Raw genomic sequence first — 24,875 nt, 5'->3', positions numbered from 1 at the left:
GGCAAAACCGGGCGGCTTTTTTAGTGCTGCGATCTACTGCGGATCAGTCCGTGGTGATTGCCGTTTCGACATCCGATGGATCGATGGTCTTGTTGAGATTGGCGTGCATCGTGTCGTGATCAAGCTCGCCTTCCCACCACGACACGAACACCGTAGCAATGCCGTTGCCCGTGATGTTGGTAAGCGCGCGCACCTCGCTCATGAATTTGTCGATCGAGAACACGATCGCCATGCCGGGCACCAGACGCGGATCAACCACCGACAGCGTGGCTGCCAGCGTGATGAAGCCGGCGCCGGTGACGCCCGAAGCGCCCTTGGAGGTCAGCATCGCCACGATCAGGATAGTCACCTGCTGGCCGAACGACAGATCCACACCGAGCGCCTGGGCGATGAAGAGCGTCGCCAGGGTCATGTAGATGTTGGTGCCGTCGAGGTTGAACGAATAGCCGGTCGGCACCACGAGGCCGACGACCGACTTCGAACAGCCCAGACGCTGCAGCTTCTCCATCAGCTGCGGCAACGCGCTTTCCGACGAAGAAGTGCCGAGCACGATCAAAAGCTCATCCTTGATGTAGACGATGAACTTGAAGATGTTGAAGCCGACGATGCGGGCAATGATGCCGAGCACGACCACCACGAACAGTGCTGCAGTCGCGTAGAACAGCACGATCAGGCTCAACAGGTTGGTGAGCGCCGCCGGGCCGAACTTGCCAATGGTGTAGGCCATCGCGCCGAATGCGCCGAGAGGGGCCGCCTTCATGACAATGGCGATCACGCCGAACACGGCATGCGACGTCTCATCAATCATGTCGCGCAACCTGTGGCCACGCTCGCCCAGCGCCATCAGCGCAAAACCGAACAGGATCGCGAACAACAGCACCTGCAGGATGTCGCCCTTGGCGAAGGCGCCAACGACACTGTCGGGAATGATGTTGAGCACGAAATCGACCGACTTCGTTGCTTCAGCCTGCTTGACGTAATTGGCGACTGCGCCTGCGCTACCTTCGGTCTTGGTCACCAGACCATGGCCGACCTGGAACAGGTTGCCCATCACAAGGCCGAGGATCAGCGCGAAGGTTGAGACGATCTCGAAATAGACCAGCGCCTTGATGCCGACGCGGCCAACCTTCTTGGCGTCCTGGATATGTGCAATGCCAGACACCACGGTACAGAAGATGATCGGCGCGATCACCATCTTGATCAGCTTGATGAAGCCGTCGCCGAGCGCCTTGATCCATTCATTGGTGGCGAACTGAGGCTCCAGCCACCCGACCAGCACACCGATCACGATGGCGATCAGCACCTGAATATAGAGAACCTTGTACCAGGGCTTTTTGACCGGAGCGGCCACTCCCGGACCCGCCGTTGCCGTTACCGCAGACATTCCGCTTCAACTCCCTGAGCATTTTTACTGCCGCGGTCATTAGTCACATGGGCGGCCTCTTGCAAGCCGCCACGCGGAATTACTTGGGCGATTAACGAACAAATATCGCGCCGAGCGTTCAGCGATACCGGCGATCAACCATTCCGCGCAGGACGGGTACCAGGATCGCGCCCAATGTGTTCTTCACTAATGCCCCCGCCAGGAACGGCATCACGCCGACCAACCAGGCTTTCTCGGCGCCGAGCTTCATACCGTAAGCCAGCCAGGCAAAGCCCATGGCCATGATCACGATGTGGCCGATGGCCATGACAACGAACAGGCGGACCATCGAGCGATCCCATCCGCGTTCGCTGAACCAGCCCGTGACGAATGCAGCAACGACGAAGCCGGACAGGAAGCCAGCCGTCGCCCCTGTGAGCGGTTTGAGACCGCCAACCGGCCCGGCGAACACCGGCAATCCCAATGCACCAACGGCGAGATAGGCGATGATCGTCAACGTGCCGAGGCGCCAGCCATAGACGGCGCCGATCATCAAAACGACCAGCGTCTGCAGGGTCATCGGCACATATGGCAGTGGCAGATTGATCTTCGCCGAAACCGCCAACAACGCGACTCCGAACGCCGCCAGCACTATGGCACGGCGCGCAGAAGCCAAGCCTTCACCGCGGCTTGGCCACCACACACTGGCGATCGAGACGTGGGGCAAATTCGAGACAGATGAATCCATCGACAAGACAGGCTCGCTCACTTCGGACCACCCTGCCCGAGCCATTTGCTGATCCGCGCGACCGCCTCATGCATGTCCTCGGTCGAGCTCGCATACGAAAAGCGAATATAGGACTTGCCGTGGATCGGATCGAAGTCGCTGCCGGGCGTTGCGGCGACATGCGCCTGTTCCAGCATCTGCTTGGCGAAATCGAAGCTGTCCGACGTGAATTTCGACACGTCTGCATAGAGATAGAAGGCGCCATCGGCCGGCAGGAAGTCCGTGAGGCCGGCTTGCGGCAATCCTGCGGTCAGGATGCGGCGGTTCTCCTGATAGCCATGCTTGATGTCTTCCATCTGTGCATGACCGTCGAACGCAGCTTCTGCCGCAATCTGCGACAGCGTCGGCACCGAGATCGACAGGTTCTGCTGCAGTCGTTCCATGGACCGCACCAGCGGCTTGGGCACAACCATCCAGCCGACGCGCCACCCGGTCATGCAAAAGTATTTCGAGAAGGAATTGATCACCAGCGCGTTCGGCGACAGCTCGGCCGCGGTCACGGCCGGAAATGCATAATCGAGCCCATGATAGATCTCATCCGAGATGAAGCGAATGCCCGCATCATCTGCCGCGTGGATCAGGCTGGTGAGCGCTTCGCGCGACATCATGGTGCCCGTAGGATTGGCCGGACTCGCGACCAGCACGCCCTTCAGCGGCTTTTCGCTATGCGCGGCGAGCAGATCCTCGGCGGTCAGAGCGTGCCGCTTGTCGGCATGGGTTTCGATCAGCACCGGCTCGCAGCCTAGCGCAGTCAGAATATGCCGATACGGCGGATAGCCAGGCACGGTGACGGCGACGCGGTCGCCGGGCTCGAACAGGGCCAGAAAGGACAGGATGAACGCGCCGGAGGAGCCGGTGGTCACCACGATCTGCTCCGGATCGACCGTGCAACCGTAGACGTCGCGATAATGCCTGGAGATCCGCGCGCGCAGCGACGGGGTGCCAAGCGCAGCGGTATATTCAATCCGCCCGTGCGCCAGTGCGGCCTGCGCAGCCTCGATGGCCACCTTCGGCGCGGGCGCTGCCGGCTGCCCGACTTCCATGTGAATCACGTGCCCGCCAGCGGCCTCGATCCGCGCCGCGGCGGCCATCACATCCATCACCATGAACGGGGGAACATCGCTGCGTCCGGACGCCGCAAGAAGGCTGTGTGCCCGGGTTTTGAGGATCGTATCTGGCATGGAAATCTGCTATCTGCGCGGCGTTATGCACGTTACGGCATGGGAGCAACGCCGCGCTCCCGCCGCAATATTTGACTTGTTAGGGCTTATATCGAATCCGAACCTCGGCCAATGATGAAAGACCTGCAGCTGCAGCCTAAAAGGGCTGCATCTCGATTGTTCTCGAAGTTGACCACGCTGCTGACCGCGGCGGCGTTGACGCTGACGCCAATGGCCGCCCATGCGCAGCAAGGCGACGCTCCGCGCCTGCTGCGCGACGCCGAGATCGAACAGCTGCTGCGTGACTATACGCGCCCGATCCTGCGCGCCGCAGGCCTCGAAAAGCAGAACATCCAGGTCGTCATCATCAACAATGCCAGCTTCAATGCCTTTGTCGCTGACGGTCGCCGCATCTTCGTCAATCACGGCGCGCTGATGCAGTCACAGACGCCGAACCAGCTGATCGGCGTGCTCGCCCACGAAACCGGCCATCTCGCCGGCGGCCATCTGTCAAAGCTGCGCGAGCGCATGGCACAGGCACAGACCCAGATGATCGTGGCGATGCTGCTCGGCGTCGGCGCCATGGCGGCCGGAGCGCGCGGCGGCAACTCCAATGGTGCTGCCGGCAATATCGGCGCCGCAGCGGTCGCCGCGCCGCAAGCGATGATGATGAATACGATGCTGTCCTATCAGCGGCAGCAGGAAGAAAACGCCGATCGCGCCGGCGTCAAATTCCTGAACCAGACCGGCCAGTCGTCCAAGGGCATGTACGAGACGTTCCAGCGCTTCGGCACCGACAGCCTGTTCGCAGCACGCGGAAGCGACCCGTATATGATGTCGCATCCGATGCCCCGGGAGCGCGTTGCCGCCCTCGAGGAACTCGCGAAGTCGAGTCCCTATTGGGACAAGAAGGACGATCCCGCCCTGATGCTGCGCCACGAGTTGATGCGCGCCAAGACCGCCGGCTTCATGGAGCAGCGCGACACGGTATTGCGGCGCTATCCGCCGTCCGACACCAGCCTGCCCGCGCAATATGCCCGCGCCATCGCCACCTATCGCCATGGCGATCTGCGCGTGGCTGTCGAGCAGATCGATGCGCTGATCAAGGCGCAGCCTAACAATCCATATTTCTACGAGTTACGCGGCCAGGCCTTGCTGGAAGGCGGCAAGCCCAATGAGGCGATCACGCCGCTGCGCCGCGCGGTGCAGCTCTCCAACAACGCGCCACTGATCGAGATGATGCTCGGCCAGGCACTCGTCGCCTCCGACAACAAGGCCTATACCGACGAGGCGATCCGCATCTTGCGCACTGCTGTGGCGCGTGAGAGTGAAGCGCCCGTCGGCTACATGCAGCTAGCCATGGCCTATGGCCGCAAGGGCGAACTCGCAGAGGCCGACCTGGCCTCGGCCCAGGCGGCCTTCCTGCGCGGCGACAACAAGACTGCCCGCGATCTTGCCTCGCGCGCCAAGGCCCGGTTTGCCGTGGGCACGCCCGGCTGGGTGAAGGCCGATGACATCATCGCCGCGAAAATGCCGGGGAAGAACTAGCGCGCCTCCCTCTGCAATGTTCTGAAACAAATGGCGGCCGATCCGTAATCTTTCGCAATGTGGCTGACAATTTGTCTCCGTACGCAGTGTCCCTGACTATTGGGGGACATCTCTATGCGCGCGAACGCCATCAACCACGTGTTGAAACTGATATGCCTGCACGCTCTGACAGCAACTGTCGCTGGATGCGCCACGGCGCAGCTGGAGACATCAGGGTCTCTCGCCTCGTATAACGACCTCGCGCCGGCCGACGGCATCACTACCAAGTCCAAGATGCGCGTCGACAAGGCCGGTGTCCTGGCGGCCAGGAGTGTCAGCATCATACCCACGTCATTCTCTCATGCCGCATCTCGAGCCGCCCTCACCGACAAGCAACGTCGCGTCATCGCGAATGCTGTCGACCGTTCCGTCTGTATCGGACTGAGCGACCGCTTCAATGTGGTCCCATCCGGGCAACCCGCCGACCTGATGGTGCATGTCACCGTGACGCGTGTGACCGTCACCGATCCGAATGTCGCTGGGGCCGCCAAGGTTGCCTCCGCCGCACCGATGTTCATCAGTGCAGGCTTTCCCATCGTCGTACCCCGGATCCCGTACGGCATGGGCGGCCTGTCGGTGGAAGCGGAAGCCCGCGACGTACAAGGCCAGCAGAAAGCGGCATTCGTCTGGGCTCGCGATGCCGACATGTTGACGAGCACACCGCGCGTTGCGGCATCCGGCGACGCCTACGATCTGGCGGGCGAGTTCGGCGCAGATTTCAGCAAGCTCCTCATTACCGGTGAAAATCCGTTCGACAAGAAGCTGTCCACGCCCAGTCTACAGCGCGTGAATTCGGCTTTTGGGGGGAAGCCTAAATACGCTGCCTGTGACGCCTTCGGGCGCACCGGCGTTTCCGCCTTCATCGGCGGGAAAATGGGAGCACCTCCCGAGTGGAACGACGACGCGATGCCGGTGACGGAATGACCGGACATGCATGACAGTGATTACCGTCCCTCCGCCCAAGACAGCTATGCTACGACATCAGCAGTCACGTTGAACGAACAACCGCCTGGAGCCGGATGCCGCCCAATGCAGACCATGTCTCACATCCTCATCGTCGATGACGATCTTGCCATACGAAAACTGCTGGGACGCTATCTGACCGAACAAGGCTACCGCGTATCCATCGCCTCCGACCAGCGAACGATGAAGGAAGCGCTGCAGACCAACGAGGTCAGCCTGATCGTTCTCGATGTCCTGCTCCCCGATGGGTCGGGGCTCGATATCTGCCGCGATCTTCGGCGGGAGGGTTCCGAGATACCCGTCATCCTGTTGACGGCGCTGAAGGAGGATGTCGACCGGATCATCGGCCTCGAAATCGGCGCGGACGACTATCTCGGCAAACCGTTCAATCCGCGCGAGTTGCTCGCCCGCATCCGCGCGGTGCTTCGCCGCAAGGTGACGCAGGATATCCAGCTCTCCCAGGTGCTCGAACATCACTTCGGCAGATTTAAACTCCATCCCGGCGCGCGGCAGTTGCTGGACGAAAACGGGCAGCCGTTCGATCTCACGACAGCTGAATTTGAACTGTTGCTTGTGCTCGTCAGACGGCCGGGTCGCCTACTCTCGCGTGATCAATTGATCGAACTGACGAACCGAAGCTCCGACGACGTGTTCGATCGCTCGATCGACGTGTTGATGAGCCGGTTGCGCAAGAAGCTTGGCGACAATGATGATTTCCAGTTGATCAAAACCGTGCGCAACGGCGGTTACATTTTCTCGGCACGCGTTGAAACCATTGGCGCAGACACATGAACTCCATACGCATTCGATTTTCCTTGATGCTCGTGGGCTCGGTCCTTTGTGTGGTGATCCTGGCCAGCGCCGTGATGTCGCAAATGATACTCGGGCTGGTCGAAAAGGATTTTCGTGACGGATTGACGTCTCGCGTCGCTGCATTTTCCAACAGCATCACCTTTCGCGGAAACGATGCAGTCTTTCATCTTCAGCCGGCGCCCATCGAGGGAAAGCTTCTGGAAGCGCCGACCAAGCTTCTGCAGGAAGCATTTCAAAAATCGCAAGCCAATTTCGACATTTTCGTCAAGCAAACGCCGGATGGCCAACGATGGGCGTCCATCAAGATGGGCCCCGGCTGGCTGAGCTGGCCCATACGCGAGCACGCGCCGCCTCCTGAAGTGTGGTGGGGCCTCGCCGGCTGGATGGTACTGATCACGGTTGGCGTCATCGGGGTTGCTCTTACGGTCGCCCATCAGACGACGAACCAGCTTAAATTGCTGCAGAGCATGGCGATGTCCGTTGGTAAGGACGGCGTGCTGCCCGTGCTCAAAGAAGAAGGGTCTATCGAAATCAAGGCAACCGCTCAGGCACTGAACATGATGGGCGCAAGTCTGAAAAAAGCGATGGACAGCAAGATCAGACTTGTGGCTGCCGCGGGGCACGATTTGCGGACACCCATGACACGCATGCGTCTGCGCGCCGAATTTCTCAACGAACGAGAGCGTGAGGAGTGGCTGCATGACCTCGATGAAATGGATCACATTGCCGACAGCGCCATCCAGCTCGTTCGGGAAGAGACCGTCGGAAAAGGCACCGAACACGTCAGACTCGACGAACTCGTCGGGGACGTTTGTGCCGAACTCGCCCTGATCAAGATGCGGGTGACAATTGCCGGACTCGATCACAGCAGCGTCAAGATCTCACCGCTCGCACTCAAGCGCGCCCTACGCAATCTCATCATCAATGCTGCGACCCATGGCGGCGGCGCCATCGTAAGCCTGCGCGTTCACGATCGCCGCGCTGTCGTCCTGATCGATGACAACGGTCCCGGCATTCCCGAACAATTCCTGGCAAGTGCCTTCGAACCGTTCTTTCGCGCCGATCCGGCCCGCCGCCAGTCAATCCCCGGCGCCGGGCTCGGCCTGGCCATCGCCAAGGAAATTGTCGAACGACAGGGAGGCACGCTCGAGATCGAGAACCGGCAACCTCACGGGTTAAGGCAGACGCTTTCCATTGAGATCGATATCGCGAACGTATCATCGGTCGCAGCCTGAACGACGCGCTCGCCATGCGACCACACGGTCGCCGCTGCAGACGATCGCTGGCGAACAATCCTTGGCAAGCAGCCCCTGTTCAGCCGGACCACAAGATCATCGCGATCCCGAAGACGAGCAACGGATAATACGCAACCTCCACGCTCAGGAACGCGATGTCTTTTGTACGAGACCAGAGGCGCCGAACGGATATCCGTATTCGGGAGCGTTCCAAAGACGCTGTTGGAGCGATGCGACACATCTAGCTACCCTGCCCCCTCAACCCTTCCAGGTTGGATTGAAATCCACTGGCCGAACCGCCCTTGGCACGACCGTAGGCGTAGAGCTCTTTCATATAATCAGTATCGAAATTGGTTGGATCGCTCGTGGTGAGCTTGCCCGCGTCGATGGCCGTTGCTTTGAAATCCCAGTTGTTGCGTTTGCAGAAATCGTATGTCGCGATCATCGCATTGCGCGTATTGGCCTTCACCGAGGTCTGAAACGAGCGCGCCACGATCGGAAGCGTCAGATCCGACGTATAGGAGGCGTCGGGCGACAGCTTGCCGTTAACGATCACGAAGACCCGAGACTTCGTAGCCAGCGATCCCGCATGGGCCGTCAACACGCTTTCCGGCACAGCCAGAATATTCGATGTCACGCCGCCATCGACATGCATCTCGGAATACATGTTTCCGCCGGACTCGACGGCGATCAAGGCCGGCGGGAAAATCCCGGGAATAGCGGCCGACGCAGCGAGAACATTCCGGAACAACTCATAGCGGCCAGGACTATCGCTGCTTGCGATCTCCCCCATATTCCAGAGCGTCGTCCCTTGGGTGTCGAGGTTCGTGGTGGCCACGATGAGCATCTTGCCCTTGCGATACCGTGCGCCGACCGCATCGATGATCCGATCATCGGCATATTTTGAGATGAGGTCTTTCATCGGCCCCGCCTTGAAGACGCCCGATCCAACAACGGCGTTGATACCCGCGATACGCATCAGATTTTCAGTCGCGCCGCTGGTGAAGATCGCTTCGAGACGGCCGTCATAGCCCGGGCCGAGAAACGCGAATGGCGCAATCAGGGCGCCGACGCTGGAGCCGGTGACGATATCGAACTCGGGGCGCAGCCCGGAGTCGGACCAGCCTTTCAGGAATCCTGCGCCATAGGAGCCGTCAGCGCCGCCGCCGGACAAGGCAAGGATGGTGAGCGGTGCGGCACCGCGCCGCGATCCCGCGAAGATGCGATAGCCTTCGTCGGGCGATATCCTGGCCAACGGAATCTGCGGGATCGTCGCGCGCGCGCTTGCGATCAGCGGCGCGCGCGGCAGCGACGCACACGCCGACAGCAGCAGCGCCGTGCAAATAATGGTAAGCGTCGCGCGAGGCATCACGCGAGCTCCGCAACGATCAAAGTGAATCTTGAATACTGGACCATGCGGGTTTCCATGTCCGGAAACTCTTGCACGGTTGATTTGCCATTTGTTTGCGCGTTTATTTCATTATGTTTCGTGCGGCGGCTGCAATCCGAATGCGACAATTCCATCCACGCGTCCACGAATGGGAAGATGACCGAGTGCACTGACCGTGAATGGCGGTGCCGAGGCAAAACAATCCATCGCCGCCTTCGATGCGACAAAACCGCCCTCTACATCACGACTGAGCTCTTCCAGCCGCGAGGCGGTGTTCATGACGTCGCCATTGAAGACGATCGCGCGTTTGACGTCGCCGATTTCGCCGATGATCACCGGCCCGAAATGCAGGCTGCCGCGAATGCGGGGCGCCGCGCCAAACTCACGTTCAAACTGCCCCGTCTTGCGCGCCAATTCGTCGCGCATGGCGATGAAGCAGCGCAACGGACGGCAATCGACCGCACCGTCCCGTTTCGGCCAGGTCACGATCATCTCGTCGCCGACATAGGCAAGTACCTCGCCGCGATAGTCGACAACCGGAAGCGATAGCAGGCGAAAGGTCCGATCGAGGAAACGGTGGATACCGACGCCACCGAGTTGCTCGGCCAGGCTGGTCGAGCCCGCAATATCCACGAACAGGACGAAACGCTCTTCCTCGACCGGCGTGTGATAGCGCCCGGTGAAGAAGTTCAACAACGCGCGTCCGCCGACGAGATTGGTGATTGCCAAAGCCAGATTGACGACGATGGAGACGACGACCGAATAGACCAGGCTGGACCAGAACGTATCCTCCGCGATCTCGACCGTCCGCCCGATCAGCACATCCGCAAGCCGAAACCATTGCACGGCCAAAATCACGACGGCGTAGAACGCGCTCTTGATCAGGAGGTTGGCGGTGAACGAGCGACCGCTCAGCCAGATCCGGATCGGACCATCGGCCACCATGATTTCGAAGCCGCCCAGAACCGTGCTGATCACCAATCCGATCACGAGCCCGGGCAGAATGGGCAGATCGTGGGTGGCACTGAACGCCACGCCGGCGGCGGCGCCAGCGGCCATAATCGTCGTGAGGACCCTTAGTTTCCGTTCAAGCCTGGCGTTCATGGTCCCTCCCACCGGCACAGCCGACGGGAGGGTATATCAAATCGTCCAAGGGAGGGCTGACACGGGCCGATGGCAAAGGTTGCCCGCCTGCGGCGCCTCACCGGGCCCTGCCGTGCACGCCGATCTGATCTTCATCCTTTTACAACCACCCCAAGCTTCTCGCCGGCAGCGGTCAGGTTCCGTTAACGGAACTCGCTGCATTTAGTGAAAATGGATGCGCTCATCGCGTCCGGCGGGGAGACCAATGCAGCCATCGGATCACGAAACCGCACACAGCGGCGTCACACGCACGTGGGACCGGCGGCGATGAGCACGACGACCATCTTCTGGTTCACGCTCGCCAACTTCCTGTCATCAGGTCTCGTCTGGGCCTATGTCGCACGCTGCTATCCGAACTTCGTCCCGGCCCGCTACTGGAGCGCCGCTTCACTGAGCGCGTCGATCGGCCCTGCTCTCGGCCTGCTGTTTCCCAATCCCGTCGGCCTGCTGTTCGCCGCGCAGATGACGGTTCTCGCTTACTGTCTGTCAGAGGTCGGTATCCGCCGCTTTTACGACAGGCCTACATCCTGGATCGCCACCGCCCTGGTAATTTCCGCGAGCCTCGCCGGCTTCATGTTCTTCAGACTGGTCATCGACGATTATGCGATGCGCGTTGTCGTCTACTCGCTGAGCCAGGGCGTTCCCGTGGCGCTGACGCTACCGCTGCTACTGTCGCGTGATCACCGGCGCAGCAATCACGGCGCACGGATGGCCGGCTACCTCTCGATTCTCTTGCTTGTTGCTTTTGCCTGCCGCGCGATCGCCGCGCTGCTTCATCTGGGCGGCAGCGAGACGACCATGGTGACGGTCGATGCGGTACAGGCCGGCTTCATGCTGGTGGCGGCATTCCTCGCCATGACATGGAATTACGGACTGCTGATGATGGCGATCGACCGCCTGCGTGGCGACGCAGCCGAACTGGCGCTGATCGACGATCTGACCGGCGCTGGCAATCGCCGCCGCCTGTTGCAGCGGATGGACGAGGAATGTGCGATGGCGCGGCGGACCGCACGCCCATACGCACTGCTGGCGATCGACCTCGACGGCTTCAAGGCGGTCAATGATGGCTTCGGTCACAGCGCCGGCGATGACTGCCTGAAGCAATTCGCCCAAGCGGCACAAGATCAGTTGCGCCCCGGCGATACGCTGGCCCGATGCGGCGGCGACGAGTTCTGCATCGTGCTGCCCGACACCGACCTGCAGCAGGCCGGCGAGATCGCGCGGCGCGTGCTGGCCGCCTGCCCGCGACAATTTGGCAATGCCGGACACACAGTGAGGACCCTATCCGCCTCCATCGGCGTCGCGCAGTGGTCCTCTGACCTCATCGCCTCCCCCGAACGGTTGATGGCGGCTGCCGACCACGCCCTGTATCAGGCCAAACATAGCGGCAAGAACCGGGTCGTGCTCTATGAGCCCGCACCACCGCTGGCACCGATCTTCGATGACGAGATCGGAAGCGCTCCCTTGCCGGCACCGCATGCCCTTACTGCAATGACCGGGCCGGATCACCACCATTCCGGCTTCTGAGACCTGCGGCGCCATGATGAATTGCGCGTGACCGCCTTCACAAATAACGCGTATTTCACCCTCAAAATGCTAAGTAGCTTCCCGAATGACACGTGGCTTTCTGACTCGGCCTTTTCCAAAGGATAATTTGCCCATGCCTTCGTTCCGCCTTCTCGTCTCTGCCGCAGTGGCCCTCGCCCTGTGCGGCGCGCCTGCATCGGCGCAGACGTTCAATGACGCCCAGCGCGGCGAGATCCAGAAGATCATCAAGGACTACCTGATCACCCATCCGGAAATTCTCGAAGAGGTCTCGGCCGAGCTGACCAAGCGTCAGGCGCAGGCTGAAGCCGAGAAGCATCAGGCTGCGATCGCCGCGAACGCAAACACCATCTTCAACTCGCCACGCGGCGTCATCGTCGGCAACAAGGATGGCGACGTCACCTTCGTCGAGTTCTTTGATTACAATTGCGGCTACTGCAAGCGCGCCATGGACGACATGATCGGCATCATGAAGAACGATCCGAAGCTCAAGGTCGTGCTGAAGGAATTCCCGGTGCTCGGGCCCGGCTCGGTTGAAGCCGCCCAGGTTGCTGTCGCCGTGCGCATGCAGGACCCGACCGGCAAGAAGTATCTCGATTTCCACCAGAAGCTGTTGAGCGGCCGCGGCCAGGCCGACAAGGCCCGCGCCTTGGCAGCGGCCAAGGAAGCAGGTCTCGACGTCGCCAAGCTGGAAAAGGACATGGCCAGCCCGGAAGTGCGCGCGACCATCGAAGAGAACTTCAAGCTTGCGGAATCCATGGGCATGAACGGTACGCCGAGCTACGTCATCGGCAAGCAGGTGATCATCGGTGCCGTCGGCGCAGACGCGCTGAAGGAGAAGATCAACCAGGCCCGCTGCGGCAAGGCGCTCTGTTCGTAAATCCAGACCACCGGCAGGGTGATTCATACCGTCGCCCGCGCCGTCCTGAACATCTCGGAAATATGACAAGCCGGCTGCATCGCAGCCGGTTTTTTATTTATCTTGCGGTAGCGGTCAAAGCGGCTGAACGCCATCTGTGATAGGGTAACCTATCCCCAACGGTAAAAGGATGCAGCGGACACCCCGCCTAAGTTCCCAATGTTGACCGATACCAAACAGGAGCAGCGGCTCCTGAAGATTTCGATTTACGTCACGCTTCTCATTTCATTTGCCAGCATCGCTTTCGGGCTCGCCATCAGTTCGCGCGCCATCGCCTTCGACGGTTTTTACACGTTGATCGACGCAGCCATGACCGGCGTTGCATTGCTGACCGCACGACTGATCAGCAGAGGCGAAGACGACCGCTTCCAGTATGGCTACTGGCACCTTGAACCAATCCTCGCGCTGATCAACGGCACGGTGCTCAGCTTCGCTTGCGCCTATGCCTTCATCGACGGCCTTAACGGACTGATTACCGGCGGTCGCGCCATCGAATTCGGCCCGGGCGCTATCTTCGCCGCGGTGGCGGGTGCCATCAGCTTCGGCATGAGCATCTATATCCGCCGCTCGGCCGGCGAACACGGCTCGCAACTGCTCGACATCGATGCCCGTGCCTGGCTGATGGGCGGTGTACTCAGTCTGGCGGTCTGCATCAGCTTCCTGCTCGGAGCGGTGATGGCGAAGACTCCGGCAGCGGCCTATGCGCCGCTGGTCGATCCGCTGATCCTGCTGGTGGTTGCGATCTGCCTGCTGCCGTTTCCGCTCTCGACGATCTGGAATGCCGGGCGTGACATCCTGCAGGTCGCACCGAGCGATCTCGACGAGGAGGTTCGCGAGCTCGCGCAATCGATCGCGCACAAGCATGGCTTCAGCGACTGCAGCTCGCATGTGATGCGCTCCGGCCGTCAGCAATTCATCGAGATCGGGCTGGTGGCACCGTCCGGCGAGATCAGCAAGACCTTCGCCGAACTCGACGCCATCCGTGCGGAGATTGCCCTGGCCATGGGCGGGCTCAGCCCCGGCTACTGGCTGACAGTGGACTTCACCGCTGACAAGCGCTGGGTTTAAGTCACGCCCGCGCTTTGCGCCGAACACGCCAGGCTAGAAACAGGACGAGCACCACGCCCAGCACGATCGCGCCGGCGCGAAGCCGGCCGCCAGGACGATCGATATAAAGCGAGCGCAGCGATGGCGCCTCTCCGTCGTGCGCAAGACGAAACGCCACAACGCTGTCGCCGATCGAAGTGCCGACTTCCGAATGCCCGCCGGCGGCGATGACCACATACTGCTCTCCGCCGATGACGTAAGTCATGGGATTGGCGACGCCCGGCACTGGCAGTCGCCCCTGCCAGAGTTCGGCGCCGGTCTTCGCATCATACGCACGCAGGTAGGCATCCATCGCGCCGGTGAAGATCACGCCGCCGCGCGTCGGCAGCAGACCATTGACCAGCGGCATGCCGGTGGCCAATGCGAGCCCCAATGGCGCGGTGTCCTCGCTGGTGCCGACCTTCGACTCCCACAGCAACTTGCCCGCCTTGAGGTCCACCGCAACCATCGCGCCCCATGGCGGCTTGTTGCAGGGCATGCCGAGCGGCGACGTTACAAGCGCCCGCGTCATGGCAAAGGGCGCACCGCGCTGCGCGCCAAAATCCGTACCTGCCGGCGGCTTGTAGTTCTGCGCCTCGGCGCGTGGGATCAGCGTCACCCGATGCACGGCGCGGCTCGTATTGGCATAGAGCACCTGCCTGACAGGATCGAAGGCAACGCCGCCCCAGTTGACGCCGCCGCCGGTCATCGGAAACAGCAAGGTGCCGGCCCCCGTCGAAGGTGGCGTATAGAGGCCCTCGTTGCGTCCACTGGCCAGTTCATCCCGGCACTTGCCGCGATCCCAGAATGTCACACCGAACGCCTCATCCGGCGTTACCCGCTGCGGCACCAGTGTCGGAAGATGCGTCGGAAACGGCTGCGTCGGCGACAGCGCTTCGCCCTCGACGCCGCCTTGCGGAACGGCCCCCTCCTCCACCGGCCAGATCGGCGCGCCGCTGGTGCGATCCAGCACAAACAGAAAGCCCTGCTTGGTCGCCTGGATCACGACGTCGCGCGGACCGCTTGCCAGATCGATGCGGGCCAGCGTCGGCTGCGCCGGCACATCGTAATCCCATACATCGTGATGCACGATCTGGAACGACCAGACCAGCTCACCGGTGTCGATCTTCAGCGCGACCACCGAATTGGCATGGGCATTGTTGCCGGGCCGCTTGCCGCCCCAGAAATCCGGACTGGGTGACGACGTCGGCAGGAACAACAATCCGCGTTCGTCATCCACCGACATCGGCGCCCAGACATTGGCGTGGCCGGCTTCGATACCGTCATGGACCAGCGGATCCCACGACCATCGCGGCGCGCCGCTTCGCACATCGAACGCGCGGACGGTCCCCTTGGGCGCGCTCACACGCCGATTGTCGGCGAGTGCAGAACCGACCACGACGACGTCGCGCCCGACCACCGGCGGCGATGTGATCTGAAATTCACCGGGGCCATCAAGCGGCATTCCCGGGTCGAGCTTGACCTCACCCTGCGCGCCGAAGTCGGCACATGGCAGTCCGGTCGCGACATCCAGCGCAATGACACGGGCATCGTTGGTACCCATGAAGATGCGGCTGCGACAAGTAGCGCCAGATGCAGCGCGATCGTCACGCCAATAGGCGACGCCGCGGCACACCCATCGATTGGCCGGACGCACATCCGCTGCGACCCGCGCATCAAAACGCCACTTCTGCCGACCGCTGGCGGGATCGAGTGCAATCACCTCGTTGAATGGCGTACAGAAGACGAGGCTGTCTTCAACCAGGAGGGGCGTCGCTTCGAATTTGGTGCGTGCCATCTGTGCAGGTGTGCGACGCAGGAGATCGCCAGTCTGGAAGCGCCAGGCCTCGATCAGGCGGCCGACATTGTCGGAGGTGATCTGGTCAAGCGGCGCAAAGCGAGAGCCACCACGGTCGCTACCCCAATGCTCCCATCCAAGAGCAGGTGCTACCGACAGGACTACGAGCGCCAGGATTCCTCCAATCCAATTCCTCATCGAAGCACAGCTCCGCAGATCCCGACCGATACGATCTGATGTTAGTCGTTGAGGCCGCCCTGTCCATGTCGAACGCATCGTAAAGAGGCCGGCTGCGTAACAGCCGGCCTCTTTGAAACCTGATCAATATTACAATGATGGTTACGCGACGTCCTCGACTGTCGTCTCGCCGTCATCCGAGCGCTGCTCAAAGCGCGATAGCCTGTTTGCCGTATTTTCCAGGACGCCGGCGACAAAATCGGACACCGAATTCTCGATCGGCGCCGCTTCCGCTATCTTCTGAACGATCATCTCCACAAAGGCAGGCATCGCATTTTCCTTATTTGATGGTGCAATGCACGTGCTGCCATTTGGTTCCGGCTGAGACCGTCTTCATTCCATTTCCGACTTAGGAACATCCCCAACGGTGGTGGATTGCCCTTTACGGAGGAGGAGAAAGAGCAATGCCAAAATATCATTTCGAGATTGTCGATGGTTTCCGGCTTGAGGACCCCGTAGGTCTGGATTGTAGCGACGACACGCAAGCCAGGGATGTCGCCAAGAATATTGCTCATCAAATCGCAGTTGATATCGCAGGCGACTGTGACCGGAAGGTCGTCGTCATCGATGACAACGGCGATGAAGTCTACAAGACGAAGATCAAGCCCTGACGCGGCGTGACGTATACTCAAGCGTAACAAAAGCAATGGAACTACACTTTCTCAGGAACATCCCTCCGCCAATGCCGTTGTACGGCGGGCAATGCATCGCGAGGAGAACCAAGATGAACAACCGTTTATTGATGAGCGTCGCCGCCGCTGCACTGATTGCAGGTTCGGGTTTGGCTAGCGCGCAAAATCCCGGCGGCGCAGGAGCTGCAACGTCGGGTGGTGGCGCCGGAGGTGCCGGAATGACCCGTGAGGCGCCGGCGGGCGGTGCTGCACGTAGCGGCGCAACGAGCGCGCCCGCAGGCGGCGCGGCTGCTGATCGTGCTGCGCCGGCCGAACGCAACGCACCAGTCAACAAGGACGAAGCGACCGACACCACCAACAAGTCCGAGCAGAAGCCGGCGGTGAAGTCGACGCAGTCCGACGACAAGATGCAGCGTGACGACAAGCGTACGACCGACTCGACTCGTGACAGCGGAAAAGCCGGCAAGGACATGAAGGCCGATTCCAAGTCGACCGACTCCAAGTCAGGTGCCGACACCAAGTCGACATCGACGGAGACCAAGTCGACCACGACCACCGGTCAGGCCGGCGCGGGCGCCAAGCTGACCACCGAGCAGCGCACCAAGGTCACCACGGTCATCAAGCAGCAAAATATCCAGCAGGTGACCAATGTGAACTTCTCGATCTCGGTCGGCACCCGTGTGCCGCGCGAGGTCCGCTTCCACCCGCTTCCGGCTGAGATCATCACCGTCTATCCGGACTGGCGCGGCTATGAGTTCTTCCTGGTTCGCAACGAGATCATCGTCGTGAACCCGCGAACACTCGAGATCGTCGCAGTCATCGACGCCTAAGGCGGGGCATCTGATGTGACACCCGGGCGGGCTCGAAAGGGTCCGCCCGTTTGCTATCCGGGACGCTCCGCCCCTGTCGTGATCCGGCAGATCACCGGAAATGGCGCCAGTGGCTTTAACCTTGGTTAATAAGCATTTTCCATAGGTTCCAGCGGGCTTTTTATGAATTGGGTGAGGTATTTGGCTGGGGGAACCGGGGGTCTAAAGGCTTCCCCTCTGCAGTCAGGTTACCTATAACCCCCGCAGACCGGCGCCCACCCGCGCCCATTGCTATTGCCCGGGATGTCCGATGGCCAATACCACGACCAACACCATCTACGTGCTCAACGGCCCCAACCTCAACCTGCTGGGAATCCGCGAGCCGGACACCTATGGGCATGCAACTCTGGCCGATGTCGAGAAGTTGTGCGTGACCACGGCCGCGCAATATGGCCTGACCGCAGATTGCCGGCAGTCCAATAGCGAGAGCGAGCTCATCGGCTATGTCCATCAGGCCCGCGAGAAACACGTGGCCGGCATCGTGATCAATGGCGGCGCTTATTCGCACACCTCGATCGCCCTGCATGACGCCATCGTCGGTGTGCGCATTCCCACCGTGGAAGTGCATGTCAGCAACGTCTACACCCGCGAAAGCTTCCGCCACCATTCCTTCATCGCCAAGGCAGCCTTTGCCAGCCTCTGCGGCTTCGGCATCGAGGGCTATCGCCTTGCGATCAGCGGCCTCGCCGCAAAAATCGGTGCCAACGCCATCGCGTGACGCGCCCGCTTCGCTCATTATTCGTCTTTCACTTCAGACATTGGATTGCCCATGGCCCGCAAGCCTGACGACACACAGACCGCAACGCCGAAAGCCAGCAACGATAGCGGCATGATCCGCGAACTGGCGCTGCTGCTGGATGAAACCAACCTCACCGAGATCGAGGTCGAGCGCGCCGGTCTGCGCGTGCGCGTCGCGCGTAACATCAGCGTTGCTGCCGCTGTGCCAGCTTATGCGCCCGCACCGGCTGCTGCACCCGCGCCTGTCGCCGCAGCTGCTGCCGCACCGGCCGCCGCCGACATGACCAAGCATCCTGGCGCCGTGCCCTCGCCGATGGTCGGCACCGTCTACCGTGCCCCGGAGCCCGGCAAGCCGGCCTTCATCGAAGTCGGCGCCAAGGTTGCTGCCGGACAGACTCTGGTCATCATCGAGGCGATGAAGACCATGAACCAGATCCCGGCGCCGCGGGCCGGTACCGTGACGCAGATCCTGATCGAAGACGGCTCGCCGGTCGAATACGGTGAAGCACTGGTCATCATCGAGTAACACCACAACGTCCTCTGACTTCGGAACGCCATGTTCGAGAAAATCCTGATCGCCAACCGCGGCGAGATCGCATTGCGCATCCTGCGGGCCTGCAAGGAGCTCGGCATCGCGACCGTGGCCGTGCATTCAACAGCGGACGCCGACGCCATGCATGTGCGCCTCGCCGACGAGAGCGTGTGCATCGGCCCGCCGGCGTCGAAAGACAGCTACCTCAACATCCCGTCGCTGCTCGCCGCCTGTGAAATCACCGGCGCAGATGCGGTGCATCCCGGTTACGGCTTCCTGTCGGAAAATGCGCGCTTCGCGGAGATCCTCGCCGACCATAATCTGAAGTTCATCGGCCCCAAGGCCGAGCACATCCGCCTGATGGGCGACAAGATCGAAGCCAAGAAGACCGCCAAGCGGCTCGGCATCCCCGTCGTGCCCGGCTCCGACGGCGGCGTCGGCCCCGAAGACGATGCCATAGCCATCGCCCGCGAGATCGGCTTCCCGGTCCTCGTCAAGGCAGCCGCCGGCGGCGGCGGCCGCGGCATGAAGGTCGCGCAGACCGAAGCCGATCTGCTGATGGCGCTGTCCACTGCCTCGAACGAGGCCAAGGCTGCGTTCGGCGACGCGTCGGTCTATCTCGAAAAGTATTTGCAGAAGCCGCGCCACATCGAAATTCAGGTGCTGGGCGACGGCCGCGGCGGCGCGCTGCATCTCGGCGAGCGCGATTGCTCGCTGCAGCGCCGTCACCAGAAGGTCTGGGAGGAAGGCCCCTCGCCGATCCTGTCACCGGAAGCGCGCGCCAGGATCGGCGGCATCTGCGCCAAGGCGATGCAGGACATGCAGTATCTCGGCGTTGGCACCATTGAGTTCTTGTACGAGGATGGCGAGTTCTATTTCATCGAAATGAACACCCGTATCCAGGTCGAACATCCCGTCACCGAGATGATTACCGACATCGATCTTGTGCTGGAGCAGATCCGCATCGCCGCCGGCGGCGACCTGCCCTGCACCCAGGAAGAGGTCAACATCATCGGCCATTCCATTGAGTGCCGCATCAATGCCGAGAACCCGGAGACCTTCCGGCCCTCGCCCGGTACGATCACCCAGTATCACGCCCCCGGCGGCCTCGGCGTGCGCATCGATTCCGCGGTCTATCAGGGTTACAAGATCCCGCCCTATTACGACTCGCTGGTGGGCAAGCTGATCGTTCACGGGAAGAACCGGCCGGAATGCCTAATGCGGCTGCGCCGGGCCTTGGACGAGATCGTGGTGGACGGCGTCGAGACGACCCTGCCGCTGTTCCGGGCTCTGGCCCGGGAAAGCGACATTATCGAGGGCGACTACCACATCCACTGGCTGGAACAGTATCTCGCGGGCAAGCCTCCCAAGACCTGAAACATTTGGGATCAGTCTGGAACCAATCGCCTCGATCCGCGTTTTTTGTGCTGCCGGGAGACGTCCGGCGGCGGGGGCCATATTGAAGTCCAATCTGCAATCCAAGCGAGTATTACGTGACCGCTGACGCCGCCCGCAGGCGAGCGCTATGGCAAATCCTGGTGCTCTTGGCGGGATTGCTGGTGCTTGCCGCCATCAGCGCGGCCTCCGTTATCCTGGTGAACCAGGCACGTGACGATTCCAGGTGGGTGGTCCACACCGTCGAAGTCCAGAACCAGATATCGAACCTGCTGCTGGAAATCCGCCGGACCGAAAGCGCGACCCGCGCCTATCTGCTGTCCAGCGGTCCACAATTCCTTTCCGAATACGAAACCTCTGCGGCCGCGATCCTGCCGGCCGTCGACAGACTGGTGGCACTCGCCAACGACAATCCAGCCCAGGTCGCCAACACGGTCAAACTGCGTGCAGCCGTCGAGCAGCGACTGGCGGAATTCGCCAGGGGGATCGACCGCATCAAGAACAACGACATCCAGTCGAGCATCGACATCCTGCGTCGCGGCGGCGCCAATCAGGCCGTTCAGGACATCGCCGATATCACCCGCGCGATGCGCGCCGAGGAAGGCCGCCTGTTCGTCGAACGCACCCGGACGGCCGACCAGAGCCAGCAATGGGCCTCGTGGGTCACCGTGGCCGGCTCCGGCCTGGTGGTGCTCCTGGCGGCGCTGTCGATCTTCCTCGTGCGCCGCTCGTCCAACGCCCGCGATGAGGCGGAGGCCAGGTTGCGCGACAGCAACATCGACCTCGAAGCCGCCGTTGAGGAGCGCACCGCCGACTTGCGCGAGGCCAACGACGAGCTGCAGCGCTTCTCCTATATCGTCAGCCACGACCTGCGCTCGCCGCTGGTCAACATCATGGGCTTCACCAGCGAGCTCGAAGAGCTGCGCGGCGATATCTTCAGGCGCATCGCAACGCTCGCCAATGCGGACCCCGTCGTGCCCGATGTGAACGGCGAATTGCCGGAGCCGGCGCTGCCCGAACAGGACAAGCAACTCTCCGCCGATTTCACCGAAGCGCTCGGCTTCATCAAATCGTCGATCGGCAAGATGGACCGCCTGATAAGCGCGATCCTCAATCTAACCCGCGAGGGCCGACGCGAATTCAAGCCCGTCAAGATCGACACTCGCGAACTCATCGAAGGCATCGCTTCCACCGTAGCGCATCAGGCAGCCGAGACCGAAACCCAGATCCGCATCGAGCCATTGCCTGACATCGAGAGCGATCGTCTCGCAATGGAACAGATCTTCGGCAACCTGATCGACAATGCGTTGAAATATCTGAAGCCCGGCGTCCCTGGCGACATTCGCGTCAAGGGCCGCACCAAGATGGGCTTTGCGATCTTCGAGATTATCGACAACGGCCGCGGCATCGATCCCCGGGATCATCAGCGCATCTTTGATCTTTTCCGCCGTGCGGGTACACAGGACAAGCCCGGCCAGGGCATCGGATTGGCCCATGTGCGCGCTTTGGTGCGACGAATGGGCGGCACCATGTCGGTGTCATCGGAACTCGGCAACGGCAGCAACTTCACCGTCACGCTGCCGGCCAGATGGACGGGGCATAACCGGGATAAACAAACATGAGTAAGCCAGTTACCATCATTATGATCGAAGACGACGAGGGTCACGCCCGTCTGATCGAACGCAATATCAGGCGCTCGGGTGTCAATAATGAGATCATCCCGTTCACCAACGGTACAGACGCCGTCAACTATCTGTTCGGCAAAGATAGCACTGGCCTCGATCACAAGGGCGAAGCCCTGCTGATTCTGCTCGACCTCAACCTGCCCGACATGACCGGGATCGATATCCTGAAGCGTGTCAAAGAGAACGAATTTCTCAAATGCGCGCCTGTCGTGGTCCTCACCACCACCGACGACGCGCAGGAAATCAAACGCTGCTACGAATTGGGCTGTAACGTCTACATCACCAAGCCCGTGAACTACGAGAGCTTCGCCAACGCGATCCGCCAACTCGGTCTGTTTTTCTCCGTCATTCAGGTTCCGCAAGCGTCCACATGACATCTGCCACGACGCCTACGCTGCTGTATATCGATGACGACGCAGGTCTTGCGCGGCTGGTGTCGCGCGGCCTGACGCGGCAGGGCTTTGGCGTCGAGCATTGCGACAATGGCGAAGCCGGTATCGAACGGATCAAGCAGGGTGGCATCGACGTCATCGCGCTCGATCAGTACATGCCGGGCCTCGACGGATTGGAAACGCTTGAGCAGATCCAGAAACTGCCCTCGCCGCCCCCGGTGGTGTTCGTCACGGCGTCGCAGGACAGCAAGATTGCCGTGACCGCCCTCAAGGCGGGTGCCGCCGACTATCTGGTGAAGGACACCCAGGGCGACTTCCTGCCGCTGCTGCATGTCGCCTGCACGACCGCCATCAAACAGGCCCTGATATCAAAGGCCCGCGACGACGCCGAAGCCGAAGTCCACGCATCGCGTGATCGCTACGCGGCCCTCGCAGCCGAGCGTGAAGTGCTGCTGCGCGAAGTCAATCACCGCGTTGGCAACTCATTGCAGATCATCGCCTCGCTGCTCCATCTACAGGCCAATTCAACCAGTGAAGATCACGTCAAGGTGGCACTGACCAATGCCATGGGCCGTGTCGCGGCCGTGGCGCAGGTCCATCGCCGGCTGTACACCTCGCACGACCTCAACAGCGTGCTGCTCAATCAGTATCTGGAAGCCCTGCTGGAAGATCTCCGTCGCTCGGCCGAGGGCAACCGGATGTCGCGCCTGACGCTGAAAGCTGAGTCCGTCGAGATCGACCCGGACCGCGCCGTGGCCATCGGCATCATCGTCAACGAGCTGGTGATGAACGCCGTCAAATACGCCTATCCCGACGGCGCCGGCCCGATCCATGTCGTGCTCACCGCGCAGGGCGACCAGCTCGAACTGTCGATCACTGACGATGGCGTCGGCCTCAACGTGAAAGTCGACCCGCGCTCCACCGGCATGGGCCAGCGCATCGTCAATGCCATGGCCAGCAAGCTCGAAGCTTCCGTCGAGCGGGATCCCGACCATACCGGCACCCGCATCGTGCTGCGGTTCTGTGCCGTCACCAAGCCCGCGGCCAAGCCGCCTGTGAGTGCGGCGGGCTAGGCCTGCCTGCGCTGCGGCCGCGCCTTAAACACCCCCAACCTGCACAAATATGCCGCGCCCGTTCGCCTTGCGCGGTTCCATCGCATGCCTAGACTGCACCTTTCAGTCTGCTGATATTTCTATTTCTTTCCGGACCTTGGATTTCATATGCGCTGCCTTGTCGTAGCCGATCTCCACTATTCGCTGCCCCAGTTCGACTGGCTACTCAGCGTCGCGCCGCAATTCGACCTCGTGATCTTTGCTGGCGACGCTCTTGATATCGCCTCGGTCGTCGACTTCCGCGCTCAAATCCTGGTGGTGAAAAAGTATCTCGGCCTGCTTGCCCAACGCACCAAGGTGATCCTGTGCTCTGGCAATCACGATCTCGACGAACGCAACGATGAAGGCGAGAAGATCGCGCGATGGGTCGGCGATGTTAGGCAACTCGGCATTGCTTGTGATGGTGACAGTCTCACCATCGGTGATACGCTCTTCACGGTTTGCCCATGGTGGGACGGTCCGCTGGTGCAGCAGCGTATCGTGCAACAACTCAGCGAAGCATCCGCACAAAGTGCAAAACGCTGGATCTGGGTCCATCACGCACCGCCGACCAACTCGCCGACGAGCTGGGGCGGCAAGCGTTACTTCGGCGATGTCGAACTGGTGCAATGGATCGAGGCGCATCGGCCCGCGATGGTGATCTCAGGCCACGTGCATGAGTCTCCGTTTGTCAAAGACGGCTCATGGTACGACCGGATTGGTGAGACCTGGGTGTTCAATGCAGGCCGACAGTTCGGTCGGCCGCCAACTTACATCGTACTCGACCTCGATGACGGCACAGCATTCTGGCTATCGGCGGAAGGCGCTGACCATATCGATCTGAACGCTCCGCTGCAGCGTCCGGCGTTACCGATCAAGGTCGCGCCCGCATGGCTCACATCCGTGGATCGTTTTGTCGATCCGAGCCCCGATCCGAACCTGGTGACACCTTCGTCGGCGACAGGTTGACCATGTTGTCCAGGAGTTCACCGACCATCGACAGATGCGTACCATGGCCGGCATATTGCTGCTTGATATCGGCGAGATAACTCGTCGCCACATTGAGCCGCTGCGCGAGCAACCGCGCGATCATCAGCGCGACGGTCGGGTGATCCCGCAGGAAATCCGTCGCATTCTCGAACTCATAGACTTGCGTCTCCATCGCGGCGCGCACGGTCGCGGTATGCGGCTGTTCGAGGAGCACCGACATTTCACCGACTACAGCACCGGGTTCGGTCAAACTCGCAACCACCGTGTCGCCCTTGACGACATCGAGCTGCCCTTCGATCAGCACGAACAAATGCCCGCTGGTCTGTCCTTCCCGGATGATCGTATCGCCAGCTCCAACGCTGTGCTTCACGCCATCGCTGCAATGATCCAGAACGGCGCGCATATCAGGCACTCCAACATGGTTGATAAAGCGTATGCTCGCCGTGACGATCGCGTGACACAAGGCCCGATTGCGCCGAAATTGTCGGCAACCGGCGCATATTGGGTGCGGCGGAGCTTGCGAGA

At 61.3% G+C, this 24,875-nt stretch carries 24 protein-coding genes; 16 read left to right on the top strand and 8 right to left on the bottom strand.

Annotated features, from left to right (window positions below; genetic code table 11):
• Window positions 1-43 precede the first annotated feature (43 nt).
• The 3 genes from CHC01_RS09835 to CHC01_RS09825 all read right to left on the bottom strand — a co-directional run bounded on the left by CHC01_RS09835 (window position 44) and on the right by CHC01_RS09825 (window position 3,331).
• Window positions 44-1,384, bottom strand: coding sequence for a dicarboxylate/amino acid:cation symporter (locus tag CHC01_RS09835; RefSeq protein ID WP_089264122.1), 1,341 nt, complete (start codon window positions 1,382-1,384; stop codon window positions 44-46).
• A 118-nt stretch (window positions 1,385-1,502) separates the two neighbouring features.
• Window positions 1,503-2,111 (bottom strand): biotin transporter BioY, encoded by a 609-nt coding sequence (locus CHC01_RS09830; RefSeq protein WP_089264670.1) that lies wholly within the window; start codon window positions 2,109-2,111, stop codon window positions 1,503-1,505.
• Window positions 2,112-2,128: 17 nt separating this feature from the next.
• Entirely contained in the window at window positions 2,129-3,331 is a 1,203-nt protein-coding gene (locus CHC01_RS09825; RefSeq protein ID WP_089264121.1) for a pyridoxal phosphate-dependent aminotransferase, read from the bottom strand.
• A gap of 114 nt (window positions 3,332-3,445) precedes the next feature.
• Here CHC01_RS09825 and CHC01_RS09820 point away from each other — a divergent pair, with 114 nt between their 5' ends.
• The 4 genes from CHC01_RS09820 (at window position 3,446) to CHC01_RS09805 (ending at window position 7,908) form a co-directional block, all read left to right on the top strand.
• Entirely contained in the window at window positions 3,446-4,858 is a 1,413-nt protein-coding gene (locus CHC01_RS09820) for a M48 family metalloprotease (RefSeq protein WP_502695646.1), read from the top strand.
• Between the two features lie 114 nt (window positions 4,859-4,972).
• On the top strand, window positions 4,973-5,821 hold the full coding sequence (locus CHC01_RS09815) for a DUF3313 family protein (protein ID WP_089264119.1): 849 nt from the start codon (window positions 4,973-4,975) through the stop codon (window positions 5,819-5,821).
• A 105-nt stretch (window positions 5,822-5,926) separates the two neighbouring features.
• The gene (locus CHC01_RS09810; protein WP_089264118.1) at window positions 5,927-6,652 is read left to right on the top strand and encodes a response regulator; all 726 of its coding nucleotides are present in this window, start codon (window positions 5,927-5,929) and stop codon (window positions 6,650-6,652) included.
• A 26-nt stretch (window positions 6,653-6,678) separates the two neighbouring features.
• Window positions 6,679-7,908, top strand: a complete 1,230-nt coding sequence (locus CHC01_RS09805; RefSeq protein ID WP_176454550.1) for an ATP-binding protein — start codon at window positions 6,679-6,681, stop codon at window positions 7,906-7,908.
• Window positions 7,909-8,149: 241 nt separating this feature from the next.
• Here the strand turns inward: CHC01_RS09805 and CHC01_RS09800 are convergent, their stop codons facing one another.
• Window positions 8,150-9,277 (bottom strand): patatin-like phospholipase family protein, encoded by a 1,128-nt coding sequence (locus CHC01_RS09800; RefSeq protein ID WP_089264116.1) that lies wholly within the window; start codon window positions 9,275-9,277, stop codon window positions 8,150-8,152.
• 111 nt (window positions 9,278-9,388) lie between these two features.
• Window positions 9,389-10,402, bottom strand: coding sequence for an adenylate/guanylate cyclase domain-containing protein (locus CHC01_RS09795; protein WP_089264115.1), 1,014 nt, complete (start codon window positions 10,400-10,402; stop codon window positions 9,389-9,391).
• Between the two features lie 306 nt (window positions 10,403-10,708).
• On the opposite strand from CHC01_RS09795, the gene CHC01_RS09790 reads away from it, so the two are divergent.
• From CHC01_RS09790 to CHC01_RS09780, 3 genes are all read left to right on the top strand, one after another.
• A complete protein-coding gene (locus tag CHC01_RS09790; protein WP_089264669.1) occupies window positions 10,709-11,968 on the top strand; it encodes a GGDEF domain-containing protein in 1,260 nt (419 codons plus the stop codon).
• Between the two features lie 133 nt (window positions 11,969-12,101).
• Window positions 12,102-12,866 carry a DsbA family protein gene (locus CHC01_RS09785; protein WP_089264114.1) on the top strand — a complete coding sequence of 255 codons (765 nt, stop codon included), beginning with the start codon at window positions 12,102-12,104 and terminating at the stop codon, window positions 12,864-12,866.
• Window positions 12,867-13,064: 198 nt separating this feature from the next.
• Complete coding sequence (locus CHC01_RS09780; RefSeq protein ID WP_089264113.1) at window positions 13,065-13,973, top strand: cation diffusion facilitator family transporter; 909 nt, start codon at window positions 13,065-13,067, stop codon at window positions 13,971-13,973.
• A gap of 1 nt (window position 13,974) precedes the next feature.
• On the opposite strand, the gene CHC01_RS09775 is transcribed toward CHC01_RS09780, so the two are convergent.
• A complete protein-coding gene (locus CHC01_RS09775) occupies window positions 13,975-15,987 on the bottom strand; it encodes a pyrroloquinoline quinone-dependent dehydrogenase (protein ID WP_089264112.1) in 2,013 nt (670 codons plus the stop codon).
• A gap of 141 nt (window positions 15,988-16,128) precedes the next feature.
• On the bottom strand, window positions 16,129-16,296 hold the full coding sequence (locus tag CHC01_RS32435) for a hypothetical protein (protein ID WP_176454549.1): 168 nt from the start codon (window positions 16,294-16,296) through the stop codon (window positions 16,129-16,131).
• A 134-nt stretch (window positions 16,297-16,430) separates the two neighbouring features.
• Here CHC01_RS32435 and CHC01_RS09770 point away from each other — a divergent pair, with 134 nt between their 5' ends.
• From CHC01_RS09770 to CHC01_RS09730, 9 genes are all read left to right on the top strand, one after another.
• A complete protein-coding gene (locus tag CHC01_RS09770; RefSeq protein ID WP_089264111.1) occupies window positions 16,431-16,637 on the top strand; it encodes a DUF6894 family protein in 207 nt (68 codons plus the stop codon).
• Window positions 16,638-16,750: 113 nt separating this feature from the next.
• On the top strand, window positions 16,751-17,488 hold the full coding sequence (locus CHC01_RS09765) for a DUF1236 domain-containing protein (protein WP_089264110.1): 738 nt from the start codon (window positions 16,751-16,753) through the stop codon (window positions 17,486-17,488).
• 289 nt (window positions 17,489-17,777) lie between these two features.
• On the top strand, window positions 17,778-18,245 hold the full coding sequence (gene aroQ / locus CHC01_RS09760; RefSeq protein WP_089264109.1) for a type II 3-dehydroquinate dehydratase: 468 nt from the start codon (window positions 17,778-17,780) through the stop codon (window positions 18,243-18,245).
• Between the two features lie 51 nt (window positions 18,246-18,296).
• Window positions 18,297-18,791: an acetyl-CoA carboxylase biotin carboxyl carrier protein gene (gene accB, locus CHC01_RS09755; protein ID WP_089264108.1), complete on the top strand. Its 495-nt coding sequence runs from the start codon at window positions 18,297-18,299 to the stop codon at window positions 18,789-18,791.
• A 30-nt stretch (window positions 18,792-18,821) separates the two neighbouring features.
• On the top strand, window positions 18,822-20,174 hold the full coding sequence (accC, locus tag CHC01_RS09750) for an acetyl-CoA carboxylase biotin carboxylase subunit (RefSeq protein WP_089264107.1): 1,353 nt from the start codon (window positions 18,822-18,824) through the stop codon (window positions 20,172-20,174).
• A gap of 116 nt (window positions 20,175-20,290) precedes the next feature.
• Window positions 20,291-21,814, top strand: a complete 1,524-nt coding sequence (locus CHC01_RS09745) for a sensor histidine kinase (RefSeq protein WP_089264106.1) — start codon at window positions 20,291-20,293, stop codon at window positions 21,812-21,814.
• Window positions 21,811-22,251 (top strand): response regulator, encoded by a 441-nt coding sequence (locus CHC01_RS09740; RefSeq protein ID WP_089264105.1) that lies wholly within the window; start codon window positions 21,811-21,813, stop codon window positions 22,249-22,251. Before CHC01_RS09745 ends, CHC01_RS09740 begins: the two co-directional genes overlap by 4 nt.
• Entirely contained in the window at window positions 22,248-23,342 is a 1,095-nt protein-coding gene (locus CHC01_RS09735; protein WP_089264104.1) for a response regulator, read from the top strand. The genes CHC01_RS09740 and CHC01_RS09735 overlap by 4 nt, the downstream gene beginning before the upstream one ends.
• A gap of 147 nt (window positions 23,343-23,489) precedes the next feature.
• A complete protein-coding gene (locus tag CHC01_RS09730; protein ID WP_089264103.1) occupies window positions 23,490-24,329 on the top strand; it encodes a metallophosphoesterase family protein in 840 nt (279 codons plus the stop codon).
• Here CHC01_RS09730 and CHC01_RS09725 read toward each other — a convergent pair.
• Window positions 24,256-24,753 carry a Crp/Fnr family transcriptional regulator gene (locus tag CHC01_RS09725; RefSeq protein ID WP_089264102.1) on the bottom strand — a complete coding sequence of 166 codons (498 nt, stop codon included), beginning with the start codon at window positions 24,751-24,753 and terminating at the stop codon, window positions 24,256-24,258. The two genes, CHC01_RS09730 and CHC01_RS09725, sit on opposite strands and share 74 nt — an antisense overlap.
• Between the last annotated feature and the right edge of the window lie 122 nt (window positions 24,754-24,875).

It is taken from the genome of Tardiphaga sp. OK246 (assembly GCF_900188215.1).
GTDB classification, from domain to species: domain Bacteria; phylum Pseudomonadota; class Alphaproteobacteria; order Rhizobiales; family Xanthobacteraceae; genus Tardiphaga; species Tardiphaga robiniae.
The sequence above is the reverse complement of the archived record's forward strand: the minus strand, read 5'-3'. Positions and strand labels throughout refer to the sequence as shown.